The organism is Dolichospermum sp. FACHB-1250 (assembly GCF_014696335.1).
GTDB classification, from domain to species: domain Bacteria; phylum Cyanobacteriota; class Cyanobacteriia; order Cyanobacteriales; family Nostocaceae; genus Dolichospermum; species Dolichospermum planctonicum.
Window position 1 is genome coordinate 66,914 of the sequence record NZ_JACJPZ010000007.1, and the last position, 13,961, is coordinate 80,874.

A 13,961-nucleotide genomic window follows, 5' to 3' on the forward strand; every position below is an offset into this window, starting at 1 on the left:
GAAAATGCGAGAACCAATATCAACTTTAGAACTCTATGTAAACATTGATATTTACATTGATATTTGTAGCCAACAAAATAAACAAAGACTGCATCTAGATAATATTTTCACCAAAGAGCTTGTTAAGATTGATAATGAGAATCAACCACACAGCCAAAGACTCATAGTTATTGGCAGCACAGGTAGTGGTAAAACAATGCTACTTCGGAGGTTAGCTCTGAGTTGTTTTCAAGAAAACAGCTTTTTAAAGGAGAAAAAACATTTTCCAATTTATATCCGCTTCAGGGAATACACAGAGAACAAAGAAAAAATTCAGGATCTTGAGCAGTACATTGTTAGTGAGTATAATATTGATATTTCGGACATTAACTTATTATCGAAGACAGGTCAGTTACTCATACTCCTTGATGGATTTGACTCAATAGAGTCAGATCATAAAAAATTTGTTCATGATCAGATAAATAGATTTATTGATAGATTTCCAAATAATGATTATATCATTGCTTGCAGAACTGAAGACCTTATTTTTGAAAGGTTGGAAAAAGTTGAGTTAAGTCCTCTAGATTATCAGCAAATTCGTACTCTTGTAGAGAATAGAATAAAAGTAAATTCTCCCGACCTATCTGAAGATCAGAAAAATGAACTACTATCACAAATACAGAATGACCTAGGGTTGTTGTTAATTGCTAAAAATCCACTTTTGCTGGTCTTAATTTGCCTGATTTGTGCAGAACGTGGAATTGAAGGAGTAAAGAAACAGAAGTAGAAAGTTATTTATGAAGCCATTTTTGTCCTTTTAGAAGGATGGGATAGAGAACAAGGAATAACTTATGAAACGCAAACAAACTTTAGTAAAACAGATAAAGCTAAGTTTCTATCATTTGTTGCATTTCGTTTAACTCAACTGGGAAGAGACTGCTTGGATCAGCAAATACTCGAAGAGTATATATCAGAGTATATTGAAAATATGCTCTCTACTCACCCCAGCTTGAACCTCCAAAAGCTATATAATGTGCAAGATATTCTTACTTCATTGGAATCTGAAAACACGCTCTTCATTAAGAGAAGCGACTGGAGATACGAATTTCCTAACCAGATATTTAAAGATTTTTTCACAATGTTTTTCATTAGAAGAGAATTTAAATCTCTGGACAGATTTAAGTCACAAGATATTTTTCGCCAACATCGTACCAAATGGGAGAGATTTTTGAAAGTGGCTGAGAGTGCATATCCTATAATTTTTGACGAGGAAGTTAATTAATATTAAGAATGATCGCTGATCGAGATTTGCTGTGAAATAAAATCTAAGAAGATATATCTTATTTTCCTAACAAGTTAAAGAATGTTTCTTTATCAATACCAACATCTTGAATCATTCCTGTTAAAGTACCTTGTTTAATATCTTTTCCTGAATGAATAGGAATAACAACTCTACGCCCATCATTATGCTTGTAAATGGCGTGACTCCCTTTTTGGCGATCAAAATAAAAACCTAATTTTTCAACAACTTTAATAAAGTCTTTAGCTTTGACGCTGGGAAAAATACTCATACTAAAACACTTAATGGCTTAACAATATAATCTTCTTTAGGGATAGGTTGATGATCAGCCATTAGACTTTCAAGATATAATTCTACAGCTTCTGTTATATTGGCGATCGCTTCTTCAAAAGTATCTCCTTGGGAATGACAACCCTTAAGAAGAGGACAAAAAGCGTGATAACCTCCGTCTTCTTCCCTTTCGAGAATGACGGTGTAATTGTAAACTTTTTTATCGTTGTTATTCATATACCGTAAGTTTCTCACCAAAATCTATTTCATTATAAACTGTTTTGATAAATTCGCTAAAGGTTGCAGATTTTAGTGTATCTGGTTATCGTGTAAATGTAAAAAATAATGATGTATAGATTTGAAAAACTCAGTTTAAGGGAGGTTCAAGCAATGCTAGGAATTTCATTAGAAAAAAGTCGCGCTTACCAGGAAATTAAACAAGAGGCACGGGAAGAAGGAAGACAAGAAGGACTACAAGAAGGACTACAACAAGCAACTTTAAATTTAGTAATTCGACTGTTAACTAAACGGTTTGGAGAATTACCAGCAGATGCACATCATTCCATTTCTGTTTTACCATTACCTGTACTAGTAAGTCTCAGCGAGGCATTATTGGATTTTACCAGTCTCCATGATTTGCAGGTTTGGTTGGATGAGATAAAGTAGTAAAGTATGTCTGATGGCAATTTTTCGTTTATGGTAGGGGTTTAGCAATGCTGAACCCTCATAAAAATGACCACAATCACAATATAGCACCCTGTGTATTTAAGTATCTTCAGAATAAACTCAGCATGGTAAAGATTTTCTGCTGATTTTACCCAAAAGCAAAAACACTCTATTAAGATATAAAGGTCTTGAGTCAACGGTCAAAAATCTATGGATGTCAAGCTGATTTTAGTGGTTTTAACTGTTATATTTACTGTTTCGTGCTTATTCTTTGGTACGAAAAATGGCTTTTATGATTCCAAAAACTATCACGGTAATGGTTCTGCACATTAACAGGAGTAATAATTTACGTTTCCAACTTTCACAACTCTACTGAAGAATATTGCTAACAGCCAATTTTCTCAGCTATTAGTTTGATTGAGGGGAGGATCATGATCAATAATATATCAATTGATGCTGAAGAAACCGCCAATGAGTTAGAATGTTTACCCTACAGCGTTCAGCATCAAAATGAAGGGGTGTGTCTACTAGTCAGAATGGGTCCCCACCGAATTCTGCTGGATTTTGGCCTGGCAAATATTTTACCTGTAACTAAGGACTTGACTAAATCACCACAATGTGCTATTCCATCTACACCAGCGGATTTAGTGATAGTTAGTCATGCTCATCCAGATCATGCTAGAGGTTTATTTGCGCTACATCAAGCTTTCCCAGCGTTACCTATATATGCTAGTGAGGTGACAACGAAGTTATTACCACTAAATTGGAAAGAAGCAGAACTAGGGAACATTCCCTCATTTTGTCAAGCCTTACCATTGCGATCGCCTATAGAAATTAAAGCAGGTTTAATAGTAGAATTATTCCCCGCAGGACATTTACCCGGCGCTGTGGCTATTCTCTTAACCTACCACACCCCCAACAGAGATTATAAATTACTTTATACTGGTGATTTTTTCCTCTCTAATTCCCGATTAGTCGAAGGATTGCGACTCGATGAATTACGAGGTTTAAATTTAGACGTGCTGTTAATTGAAGGTAGTTATGGCACATCTCGTCATCCCCATCGTCGTCACCAAGAAAATCAACTAGCAGAAAGGATTCATCGCGCTATCAGTTCCAGCGGACTAGGGGAGAACTCTTCAGTAATTTTACCAACTCCAGTATTAGGTTTAGGTCAAGAATTACTCATGTTGTTACGTTCCCATCATCACTTTACAGGTAGAGATTTAGACATTTGGGTAGATGGTGAGGTAGGGACTGGTTGCGATGCTTATTTAGAAATTTTAACCCATCTTCCCGCTTCAGTACAAAACTTTGCGCGTCATCAACCTTTATTTTGGGATGAACGAGTAAAACCCCGTGTCAGAAGATTAAAGCCGGAAAATTTAGCAACTTTAGGCACATCTCCCTGTATTGTTATTACAGATTATTCGGCAGATTTACGTAAGTATGCCCAACCAAACAGCGGTAATTGGCTGATTCTTGTCCCGGAAAAGACTAATCTGCTTAATCAGCAATATTTAGCACCAACAAAAGTTGAAACCTACCTGTTAGCGCAACATAGTGATGGACCTGGAACAACCCAGCTAATTCATAATTTACGACCTCAGCACGTTATTTTTGTGCATGGTTCTCCTAGTTACCTAGCGGACTTAACTTGTTTAGAAGAATTACAAAACCGCTATCATGTTCATTCACCCGCCGCCGGAACTTTGGTAGAATTACCGATTGGAGAGACGTTTTTACAACCAGATGCTCCAGAAACTAATTATGGGGGGGAATTGACGGAACTGGGAACTGTGATTACTATTACGCTTCCAGATACCTTAACAACCGATCCTCGCTGGCGACAATTTGCTGATACGGGTTTAATAGCAGCCCGTTGGCAAGGTGAAGATTTGGTATTACGGGGGTTATCCCCACGAGAATTATTAAACTCAAATAGCCTTCGTCCTCATGCTGGTGATGTTGACTGCTGCGGTAATTGCATACACCAAAGGGGACAACGGTGTTGGAATTCCGCCGCCCCCTTATATAATTTCAAAGTTACCCTTGACGGATACTGTCCTGCTTTTGAACGCTTGACGTGAATTTAATTTAGAAGCGTTTAATCTGGATTTAGGTCAGTATAAGGGTTATGAATGCGCTCGGCTTCTGGACAGTCATCAGTTGTCAGCGGTTCTATATTACCGCGTTGTACTGAAGATAATTTTTGAGTGACAGATCCGATGCTTTCGAGACGAACCATTTCCTCCCAAGAACAAACTTCATCTTCCTCGTCTGTTTCATAGCGTAAAGTCACTAAATCACCCTCGATATCAATAATGCGGGCCCGCTCTATCCAGCGCTGTTGATCCCGCAAAAAAACACATACCTCCCGCCCGTCGCAACACAGTTGATAAATCTTGCGGTGTAGCATGTAGTGCTTCTGCCTTTTTATACAACGTAGTTAAACCTGTCAGATTTGGGTTTGATGCCGGGAATATCAACCTTTAACAGGTGAAGTTCACGGTCAGAAACCAGGAAACCAGTAAGTTTAGTGACTCAATTTTACCACTTATTTTTAGTCATTAGTGCTAGATGAAAGTTTGGGTCTTAATTTTCAGTTTACCGCATTAGTAAAACGGTTGTACAAACTGTCAACACAGATATTTTTCCTTGATTTGATGTTTCCAGCGAGAAAGTTAGCTATTCCCGACAAAAACATTATTTTTACCCATGATAACATTATTTCCTATTTCTTGGCAGAATTTTAACATTATTTGCGATCTGGTGTGTATAATTTACATTGGTCTAATTTAGGCTAAAAACTGCCGGAAATCTTCATCTTGCTCGCTCAATTGCACCCAATCTAAGTTAAGGGCTTGAAATTTCTCGACTAGGCGATGGCAGGCGGGACGTTCTGTGGCATAATGGCCAGCATCAATTAAAATTATACCCAGATCACGGCTTTCTTGGAATTGATGAAATTTACAATCAGAAGTTAAGTAAACTTGGGCATTAGTTTTGACCACTGCTGAAATAAAGCCCGCCCCAGAACCCCCTAAAACCGCTACACGAGAAATTTTCTGTTTTAAATCCGCTGTGGGTGAAAAAATCAAATGGGGTGAATTTAGTTGGATTTGAATATGATGAAGTAACTCTTGTAATGTTAACGTAGATTCTAGCATTCCTACACGCCCATAACCTAAACCCGATTGAGTAGGGATAATGGGTGATACTTGTTGAAGTTGGAGAATTTGCGCTAAAACATCAGCAGTTCCATCTGCTACTTGGTCAAAATTAGTATGCGCGGTGTAAATACCAATATTGTGGGTAAAAGCTAACCGCATGATTTCCGTTAAAGCTTCCCCAGTGCGGAAAGATTTGGGGGGATGAAAAATCAGGGGATGATGGGCGAAAATAAGATTAGCATGGAGAGCGATCGCTTCTTGGATAACTGCTAAAGTTGGAGTTAGACAGACTAAAACCCGTGCTTCTTGGTCTAAAATACCGGGTTCAACTTGCCAACCGCAATTATCCCAACTTTCGCACCAAGAAGGATTTGCCCATGTTTCAAACCAGATAATTAAATCAGCAACTTTCATTAAATTCAAATAAATCAATAGTAGATTAAACGTATTTAATTATAATCCCATTGGGGAAGATAACCTAAAAAACTGCTTTTTGATCCAGAAAGATACACTGACTAAACTAATTAAGACTGGAACTTCTACCAAAGGTCCAATTACAGCAGCAAAAGCCACACCAGATTTAATTCCAAATACAGAAATAGCCACAGCTATCGCTAATTCAAAATTATTACCAGCAGCGGTAAATGCCACACTAGCAGCTTTTGCATAGTCGGCTTTAATTTTCCATGCCAGATAAAAACTACTCAAAAACATGAATAGGAAATAGATAATCAAGGGAATGGCAATGCGGACAACATCTAGAGGAATCTGCACAATTAAATTACCCTTTAAACAATGGTAAATAAGAGAGCAATTAGAGTAATGGGACTAATTTTGGGAATAAACTGATGATGATACCACTGCTTACCTTTAGCTTTTACTAAAATACAGCGAGTCGTAAATCCAGCTAAGAAAGGAATGCCTAAATAGATAAAAACGCTGTTGGCAATTTCTCCAATACTGATATTTATAATACTTCCTTGTAAGCCAAATAAAGGCGGTAAAATAGAAAGAAAAAACCAGGCATAAAGGCTGTAAAATAAAACTTGAAAAATACTGTTAAAAGCAACAAGTGCGGCCGTATATTCAGTATCTCCTTTAGCTAAATCACTCCAGACAATTACCATAGCAATACAAGGGGATAATCCAATTAGGATTAAACCAGTCATATATTCAGGTTGATCGCGTAGGAAAAGAATAGCAAGTATAAACATCACCATTGGGGCAATTATCCAAGTTAGGGATAATGATAGTCCGAGAATTTTTCTATTACGAAATACATCACCTAACTCCTCATATTTTACCTTTGCCAATGGGGGGTACATCATTAAAATTAAACCAATGGCAATTGGGATGTTAGTTGTTCCCAGTTGGAAATGATTGATAAAAACTTCTATAGTGGGGAAAAAATATCCTAAACCAACTCCAATAACCATTGCCAGAAATATCCACAATGTCAAAAAGCGATCAAGAAAAGAAAGGCGTTTGATGGTGTCTTTTTTAATTATATATTCCACTTAATTTACCTGTATAATTTTAGTTTTATATCTCCGACTTATTGGAGAATTTGGGGATCTTATTGTGATGATAAAATGCGTATTTATTGTAAATTAATATTTAGGCAAGAGGCAAAAACTGTCACCAAATTGCCCATTACCAAATTTAAAGTCAAATAAATTTTGGAGTCATCCAACTAGGGTAAGATATACCTGTTTCCATAGCATATCTTTATGCTGAGAAATATCAGTCTCCATCTCCAGCTTTCCAAGCTATAGCTTTACTGGGTTGAGGATTAGGTAACTTCAGAGAAACTAAACCTGCTGCTAATACGAAAAACATTGATGTCCATAGACAACCAACCAGTCCAAATATTTGATAAACCAAACCTGATAACACAGTACCCACAAGACGACCACCGGAGTTTGCCATATAGTAAAAACCGACATTTAAAGCAACTTTATCATCATCAGTAAATGCCAAAACTAGATAGGAGTGAACAGCAGAATTAAAAGCAAATACCACACCAAAAACCAGAAGTCCAGCAATAATAACCAGATTAGCAGGTAAACCTAATTGTAATGCCAGAGCGATCGCACCGGGAACAGCGGTTAATGTAAATGTCCAAAATCGAATAGTTTGAGATTGGGGTGGACGGCCAGAACCAAAACGCTGCATGAGTGTTGGTGCTAAAAACTGAATCATGCCATAACCAATCACCCAACAAGCCAAAAATCCTCCTACCTGATAAAACGACCAGCCTAAAGTCCCCCGTAAAAAAACTGGTAAAGCCACAACAAACCATACATCTCTAGACCCAAACAAAAAGAATCGTGCAGCCGAGAGAATATTGATTTCCGGGCTTTTAGAAAAAAGTTGACTAAATTTGACCTTTTTCTTGATTTTGCCCATGGCTTTAGGCAACATTAACCCAGAAAACATAATTACAGCCAGTCCCCCAGCCATAATCCACAGAGAACTAATAAAGCCAACTGAACTCAGCAGGGCGCTACCAAGAAAGAATCCCACTCCTTTTAAAGCATTTTTAGAACCCGTTAGTACAGCCACCCATTTAAACAAAGATGATTGGGCTTCTTGAGGCACAACCAAGCGAATAGCACTTTTAGAACTCATTTTCGTTAAGTCCTTAGCAATTCCCGAAAATGCCTGTGCTACCATCACATAGAGAACCGCGAACCACTGCACCCAAGCTGGATTGAGAAAAGACAGCATCATCAAAGAAAACACCTGTAACCCAATACCAGTGTAAAGAGTCACCTTTAAACCAAACTGAGAACCAATCCAACCGCCGAGAAAGTTTGTAACAACTCCAAATACCTCATAGAACAGGAATAAAAAAGCAATTTGGATGGGTGTATAACCGATTTGATTAAAATAGAGTAACACCAACATTCGCAAAGCCCCATCGGTCAAAGTGAAGCCCCAATATGCCAGTGTTACCAGAATGTAATTCTTGAAATTAGAATTAGAAGCTGTAGTAGAAGCCATGATTAAAAATTCAAAGTTGTCAATATAGTACGAGTTAAAAGTTAGAGAAATGGGGTAAATTAAATACCCCAAAATCTTGACAAAAAACCATTATTACTACAAACTTAAAGCCACCTTTCGTGCTAATTCCATCATGCGGTTAACATAACCCCATTCATTGTCATACCAAGCCAATATCTTGACTTGAGTTTCATTGACAACCATTGTCGACAGGGCATCAATAATCGCAGAACGAGGATCATCTTTATAATCAATAGACACTAAAGGACGTTCTTCATAACCCAAAATTCCTATTAATGGTTCTTGGGTTGATGCAGTTTTTAATAAACTATTAACTTCCGCAACTGTGGTAGGACGAACTACTTCAAATACACAATCTGTGAGGGAAGCATTTAACAAAGGCACACGCACAGCTAAACCATTTAATTTACCATTCAATTCTGGATAAATTAAACCAATAGCTGTAGCTGAACCGGTGCTAGTGGGAATTAATGACATACTTGTAGCCCTAGCCCGACGCAAATCTTTATGAGGTGCATCTACAATAGTTTGGGTATTAGTATTATCGTGAATTGTGGTAATTACTCCATGTTTAATTCCCAAGCCTTCATGAATTACTTTTACTACTGGGGCTAAACAATTAGTAGTACAAGAAGCTGCTGTTAATAAATGATGTTTTTCAGGTTCATAAAGATGATCATTCACTCCCATGACAATATTTAAAGCCTCTTCTTTAACAGGTGCAGCGACAATTACTTTTTGCACACCTCTTTGAAAATAAGGGTCAAGGGTAGCAGGTGTTCTAAACTTACCTGAACATTCCAAAACTATATCAACACCAAGGTCTTCCCAAGGAACTTCACCCGGTTGGGAATGTTCAGTAAAACGTAGGTATTTACCATCAATAATAACCTGGTTTTCTCCAGATTCTACTTCTGGTGTCCAACGCCCATGTACAGAATCAAATTTGAGTAAATGTGCTGCTGCTTTTGTTCCACCTTTGGTTTCATTAATGTGGACAAATTCTATTTCTGGCCAATTCCAAGCAGCACGCACGGATAACCTTCCCATGCGCCCAAATCCATTAATTCCTACTCTAATTGTCATGATTTTTATTAATCCTTAAAATTGCTTTTGTTTGCGTAATAATTCCCCAAGGGTGAGGTTAAATTCTGATTTACCACCAAATACTGTTCCGACTTTACCTTTGTACAAGTGAACATAATCAAGTTTGTAAGCTTCCTCTGATAAAGGAACATAGCCCACAGAATTAGCTATTTTCGCAGCGTTTTTAATGTAGAAATCGGCAAATTTATAAACCACAGTTTTGTTTTTACTAGACCAAAGATTCACATATATAAATAAAGGTCGAGAAAGTGGTTGATATTTAGCTTTTTCTACTGTTTCTGGTGATGGTAAAATAGCACCTTTGCCACTATTAACTGCTACGACTTTTAACTTATCTTTGTTTTCTGCGTAGTAAGCATAACCAAAGTATCCTAAAGCTTCAGGTTCTTTACTGATACCTGCCACTAAAACTTCATCATCTTCAGTAGCTATGTAATCTTTGCGACTGGATCTGGCTTTACCAACAATTGCTGCGGTAAAATAGTCAAAAGTCCCAGACTTATCACCAGCGCCGTATAATTTGATTGGACGGTCTGGCCAAGAAGCGCGTACTTGATTCCATTTTGTAATTTTTCCTTCAGCGCTGGGTTCCCAGATTTTTTTTAATTCGGCTATTGTGATATCTTTTGCCCAGGTGTTCTGGGGGTTAACAGCGATAGTTAAGGCATCAAAAGCTATGGGTAATTCCATGTAGCTTATGCCTTTTTTTTTACAATCTGCCATCTCCGACTGGTTAATTGGCCGCGAAGCATTATTGATGTCTATTTTGCCTTGACAAAATTTTTCAAAACCACCGCTAGTACCGGAAATACTTACTTTAACCTGACTATTGTTTTCGGAATTAGCCTGATATGCTTTGACTACAGCCTGGGTAATAGGATATACTGTACTAGAACCATCTACTTTGATAGCCGCCTTCTCGGTGGAGTTAGGCTGAATATTATCGGTAGAATTAGACGTAGTTGTACAACTAGTTGTCAATATTAGCATTCCCAGAGCTAGGACTAATTTTTTTGCTGTTTTCTTCACTGATTTAACCTGTATAATTAGTGAGTAGATTATTAAGCCTGTTTGCTTCTCATTTCAAAAAAAATTGATATGTCAAGGTTTACTCTACCATGAAGATGTAAAAATTCATCAAAAAAAATTGATATACTGTTTATAAGCATCAGAAAGAATGTTTTTAACCCGTTGCTAGTTTCTAGGACAAAAAGACGTTTGTTCACCAACGGCAATCCGAGTGGTAGATTTTGAACTAAAGTGAAGTAGAAGCCTTTTCCTGGCGTGGAGAATCACAAATTGTGAAGTTACAGCGACCAATATTAGTGGGAGGACTAGGACTATCGTTCTCCCTGTGGATGTTAGACAGTTGGCATGATTCAATAGTTCAAGTAGGAGAGTTGGGAATTTTGACTGCTTTGGCTGTTGGTGGGGGTTTATGGTTATTGCGGAAAAATCAGCCCCCATTAGGTGAACAGCCTTGGGATATACTTGTAGATCCCAGGGCTGTAGTCCAAGCGATCGCCCAAACAAATGTAATAATTAATCAAATTGCTCAAGAATCAGCTGATCATCCTTCTTTAGCAATTCTCCGCGAAAATCTCGCTAAATTGCCTTTAGAATTGGCAAGAAAGGAAATTACCGTGGCGGTTACTGGCGGCAAATCCGTAGGTAAAAGTACGATTATCAAAGTTCTGAAAAATACCTCAATTTCCACAGGAATGTCTTTACATTTTACGGAAACAGTGGCTTTATTTTCGGCACTTGGTGAAAATTCTGATGTCGTTACTTTATCAGAAATTCAGAAATCTGATGTTGTCTTATTTCTGACTAATGGTGATCTGACCGATTCAGAATTTCAGGTTTGGGAACAATTAAAAACCGCAAAACAGCCCACATTGCTGGTTTTCAACAAACAAGATCAATATCAACCTTCAGAACGCGCTACAGTTTTACAATCATTAAAACAGCGCCTGGGTGTAAATGTAGTTGGGACTGCGGCCTGTCCGGTAGCTGTGAAAGTGCGAAAACATCAAGAAGATGGTTCTTTCCAGGAATGGATAGAACAACCAACCCCAGATATCCAGCAGTTAACACAACAGTTAGAACTGATTGGACAACAAGGGGAGCAACTAGTTTGTAATACCACACATCGTCAAGTATTATTGCTGAAGAGTCAAGCTAAAAATTGTTTAAATGTTCTGAGACGCGATCGCTCCGTACCGATTATAGAACAATACCAATGGATTGCAGCGGCAGCGAACTTTGCTAACCCTGTCCCAGGGTTGGATCTTCTCGCCACTGCGGCCATTAATGCTCAAATGGTGATAGACCTGGGTAATATTTATCAGCAGAAAATTTCCTGGGAACAAGGACAACAAATAGCCAGAACCATGGGAAGTTTGATGTGGAAATTAGGTTTGGTGGAACTTTCAACTAAAGCTGTAACGGGTATTCTGAAAACTAATGTTGCTACCTTTGTCGCTGGGGGAATGGTAGAGGGAGTTAGCGCTGCTTACCTAACCAGAGTAGCAGGATTAAGTTTAATAGAATATTTCCAAGAGCAAGAAATTGCTTTAGAATCGGGAGATGCCTTAAATCTGGAGAAATTACGTCAAGTTTTACCAACAGTATTCCAACAAAACCAGAAAATGGCTATTTTGGAAGCCTTTGTCAAGCAAGGTGTGAAACGCTTATTACCGGAAGTAAAACCAGCGGAAGTTGTAGCTTAACCTTTCAGATCCCGAACTTCTTCAAGAACTCCGGGATCTGGGTCATGATATAATCATCAGCATAAATGATGAGAATATACTTAAATTAATCTCTGCTGTATCTACCACCACCCAGCTATGAACCAGATATGCTGTCTCAACCCGGAGTGTCATAACCCACCCCTTCCTGAACAGACCAAATTTTGTACCAACTGCGGAGTTCCCTTAGTAGTGTTGAGAAACCGCTATCAACCAGTTAAACCCTTGGGTGGTGGAGGATTTGCTAAAACTTATTTAGCGGTAGATATTGACAAATTAAACGAAAAGTGCGTAGTTAAACAACTGGCACCCCAAACCCAGGGAACAGCGGGACTAAAAAAAGCTACAGAATTATTTTTACAAGAAGCACAGCAATTACAACAACTCGGTGAACATCCCCAAATTCCCGCCTTACTAGCCTATTTTACAGAAAATAGTCGCCTGTATTTGGTACAACAATTTATTGATGGTGAGAATTTACTCACAGAATTAGAAAATCAGGGAATATTCAACGAGTCAAAAATCCGCACTTTATTACAGGATTTATTGCCAGTTCTCACAGTATTTCATAACCAAGGTATTATTCACCGGGATATTAAACCAGAAAATATCATGAGTCGTCGCAGTGATGGCAAATTTATATTAATTGATTTTGGCGCATCCAAGCAATTACAGGGAACGGTGAAAACAGGCACATCAATTGGTACTTTTGGATACGCGCCTTTAGAGCAGATGCAGGGTGGTAAAGTATATCCTGCTAGTGATTTGTATAGTATTGGTGTAACTTGTTTTCATTTGTTAACAGGAGTTCACCCTTGGCAACTTTGGCAGGAAGATGGTTATAAATGGGTAAAAGAATGGCGTAATCATTTACAATCACCCCTGAGTTCAGAATTAGGGCAAATTTTAGATCAGCTATTACAAAAAGAAGCTCAACAGCGTTATCAGTCTGCTGAAAAAGTTTTACAAGATCTAAACCCCCTCCCCGCAAGGGAAGTAAGAACTCCACCCCCTAACCCCCACCCCGCAAGGGAAGTAAGAACTCCACCCCCTAACCCCCACCCCGCAAGCGAGGAGGGGGAACTAAAATCATCCTGTGGAATGGACTACAGGAAACTGCGTGACTACCTCGCACAAGGAAAATGGAAAGAAGCAGACAAGGAAACAGCACGGGTAATGTTAGCAGTTGCGAAGCGGGAAAAGGAAGGTTGGTTAGATGATAAAAGTATTGATAATTTTCCCTGTGCAGACCTCCGTACCATTGACCAGTTGTGGGTAAAATACAGTGGTGGTAAATTTGGGTTTTCAGTGCAGAAACGAATTTATCAAAGTTTCGGTGGAACGAGAAAATATAATTTGGAAATATGGGAGAAGTTCGGGGACAAGGTAGGATGGAGAAAGGGAGGCTACTGGTTGTACTACAAAGATATTACTTATGACAAGAAAGCACCAGAAGGCCACCTCCCGGTGAGACCTGGTAAGGCGCGGAACGTGGGTTGGTTGTGGGGGGTGGGGTGGGAGGTCGTGCTGTCTTCTCTTTGCGGGTCTGGTGCTGTCTTCTCTCGCGTTGAGACTTGTAAGTTGAGATGGTTACTATTACGAATTATAAACAGGTAATTTTCCACAAAGTCTTGCCGGTTCTGGGTTTTCGATACCTGGTACTTGAGAATAGTCAAAAAATCAGAAAAG

General features: G+C 38.5%; 12 protein-coding genes and 1 pseudogene. 5 read left to right on the plus strand and 8 right to left on the minus strand.

Features of this window, described 5'->3' with window-relative positions:
• Positions 1 to 4: 4 nt before the first annotated feature.
• Complete coding sequence (locus H6F39_RS04010; protein WP_190396280.1) at positions 5 to 766, plus strand: NACHT domain-containing NTPase; 762 nt, start codon at positions 5 to 7, stop codon at positions 764 to 766.
• Positions 767 to 1,319: 553 nt separating this feature from the next.
• On the opposite strand, the gene H6F39_RS04015 is transcribed toward H6F39_RS04010, so the two are convergent.
• Positions 1,320 to 1,550, minus strand: coding sequence for a type II toxin-antitoxin system HicA family toxin (locus H6F39_RS04015; protein WP_027403881.1), 231 nt, complete (start codon positions 1,548 to 1,550; stop codon positions 1,320 to 1,322).
• On the minus strand, positions 1,547 to 1,786 hold the full coding sequence (locus H6F39_RS04020) for a type II toxin-antitoxin system HicB family antitoxin (protein ID WP_137907053.1): 240 nt from the start codon (positions 1,784 to 1,786) through the stop codon (positions 1,547 to 1,549). The genes H6F39_RS04015 and H6F39_RS04020 overlap by 4 nt, the downstream gene beginning before the upstream one ends.
• 153 nt (positions 1,787 to 1,939) lie before the next feature.
• Between H6F39_RS04020 and H6F39_RS04025 the strand changes: the two genes are divergently transcribed.
• Together H6F39_RS04025 and H6F39_RS04030 are read left to right on the plus strand one after the other, a co-directional pair.
• The gene (locus H6F39_RS04025; RefSeq protein ID WP_370539362.1) at positions 1,940 to 2,215 is read left to right on the plus strand and encodes a DUF4351 domain-containing protein; all 276 of its coding nucleotides are present in this window, start codon (positions 1,940 to 1,942) and stop codon (positions 2,213 to 2,215) included.
• Between the two features lie 431 nt (positions 2,216 to 2,646).
• Complete coding sequence (locus H6F39_RS04030; protein ID WP_190396282.1) at positions 2,647 to 4,305, plus strand: MBL fold metallo-hydrolase; 1,659 nt, start codon at positions 2,647 to 2,649, stop codon at positions 4,303 to 4,305.
• Between the two features lie 17 nt (positions 4,306 to 4,322).
• On the opposite strand, the gene H6F39_RS04035 is transcribed toward H6F39_RS04030, so the two are convergent.
• From H6F39_RS04035 to H6F39_RS04060, 6 genes and pseudogenes are all read right to left on the minus strand, one after another.
• Positions 4,323 to 4,634, minus strand: a complete 312-nt coding sequence (locus tag H6F39_RS04035; RefSeq protein ID WP_028084636.1) for a DUF6679 family protein — start codon at positions 4,632 to 4,634, stop codon at positions 4,323 to 4,325.
• Between the two features lie 379 nt (positions 4,635 to 5,013).
• Positions 5,014 to 5,802 carry a Nif3-like dinuclear metal center hexameric protein gene (locus tag H6F39_RS04040; protein WP_137907050.1) on the minus strand — a complete coding sequence of 263 codons (789 nt, stop codon included), beginning with the start codon at positions 5,800 to 5,802 and terminating at the stop codon, positions 5,014 to 5,016.
• Between the two features lie 39 nt (positions 5,803 to 5,841).
• Positions 5,842 to 6,824 (minus strand): annotated as a pseudogene (gene arsB / locus H6F39_RS04045) (ACR3 family arsenite efflux transporter).
• A 307-nt stretch (positions 6,825 to 7,131) separates the two neighbouring features.
• Positions 7,132 to 8,394 (minus strand): organoarsenical effux MFS transporter ArsJ, encoded by a 1,263-nt coding sequence (arsJ, locus tag H6F39_RS04050; protein ID WP_137907049.1) that lies wholly within the window; start codon positions 8,392 to 8,394, stop codon positions 7,132 to 7,134.
• Positions 8,395 to 8,490: 96 nt separating this feature from the next.
• Positions 8,491 to 9,501 carry an ArsJ-associated glyceraldehyde-3-phosphate dehydrogenase gene (locus tag H6F39_RS04055; RefSeq protein WP_190371294.1) on the minus strand — a complete coding sequence of 337 codons (1,011 nt, stop codon included), beginning with the start codon at positions 9,499 to 9,501 and terminating at the stop codon, positions 8,491 to 8,493.
• Between the two features lie 15 nt (positions 9,502 to 9,516).
• Positions 9,517 to 10,551, minus strand: a complete 1,035-nt coding sequence (locus H6F39_RS04060; protein ID WP_190396283.1) for a phosphate ABC transporter substrate-binding protein PstS family protein — start codon at positions 10,549 to 10,551, stop codon at positions 9,517 to 9,519.
• 272 nt (positions 10,552 to 10,823) lie between these two features.
• On the opposite strand from H6F39_RS04060, the gene H6F39_RS04065 reads away from it, so the two are divergent.
• Together H6F39_RS04065 and H6F39_RS04070 are read left to right on the plus strand one after the other, a co-directional pair.
• On the plus strand, positions 10,824 to 12,254 hold the full coding sequence (locus tag H6F39_RS04065) for a DUF697 domain-containing protein (RefSeq protein WP_347238692.1): 1,431 nt from the start codon (positions 10,824 to 10,826) through the stop codon (positions 12,252 to 12,254).
• 117 nt (positions 12,255 to 12,371) lie between these two features.
• On the plus strand, positions 12,372 to 13,889 hold the full coding sequence (locus tag H6F39_RS04070; protein ID WP_190396284.1) for a serine/threonine-protein kinase: 1,518 nt from the start codon (positions 12,372 to 12,374) through the stop codon (positions 13,887 to 13,889).
• Positions 13,890 to 13,961 lie beyond the last annotated feature (72 nt).

What these genes read in the sequence shown, in the direction of transcription:
- H6F39_RS04020 (WP_137907053.1), bottom strand. Translation starts at nt 1,786, where the DNA reads ATGAATAACAACGATAAAAAAGTTTACAATTACACCGTCATTCTCGAA.
- arsJ (WP_137907049.1), bottom strand. Translation starts at nt 8,394, where the DNA reads ATGGCTTCTACTACAGCTTCTAATTCTAATTTCAAGAATTACATTCTG.
- H6F39_RS04055 (WP_190371294.1), bottom strand. Translation starts at nt 9,501, where the DNA reads ATGACAATTAGAGTAGGAATTAATGGATTTGGGCGCATGGGAAGGTTA.
- H6F39_RS04030 (WP_190396282.1), top strand. Translation starts at nt 2,647, where the DNA reads ATGATCAATAATATATCAATTGATGCTGAAGAAACCGCCAATGAGTTA.
- H6F39_RS04010 (WP_190396280.1), top strand. Translation starts at nt 5, where the DNA reads ATGCGAGAACCAATATCAACTTTAGAACTCTATGTAAACATTGATATT.
- H6F39_RS04025 (WP_370539362.1), top strand. Translation starts at nt 1,940, where the DNA reads ATGCTAGGAATTTCATTAGAAAAAAGTCGCGCTTACCAGGAAATTAAA.
- H6F39_RS04015 (WP_027403881.1), bottom strand. Translation starts at nt 1,550, where the DNA reads ATGAGTATTTTTCCCAGCGTCAAAGCTAAAGACTTTATTAAAGTTGTT.
- H6F39_RS04070 (WP_190396284.1), top strand. Translation starts at nt 12,372, where the DNA reads ATGAACCAGATATGCTGTCTCAACCCGGAGTGTCATAACCCACCCCTT.
- H6F39_RS04035 (WP_028084636.1), bottom strand. Translation starts at nt 4,634, where the DNA reads ATGCTACACCGCAAGATTTATCAACTGTGTTGCGACGGGCGGGAGGTA.
- H6F39_RS04040 (WP_137907050.1), bottom strand. Translation starts at nt 5,802, where the DNA reads ATGAAAGTTGCTGATTTAATTATCTGGTTTGAAACATGGGCAAATCCT.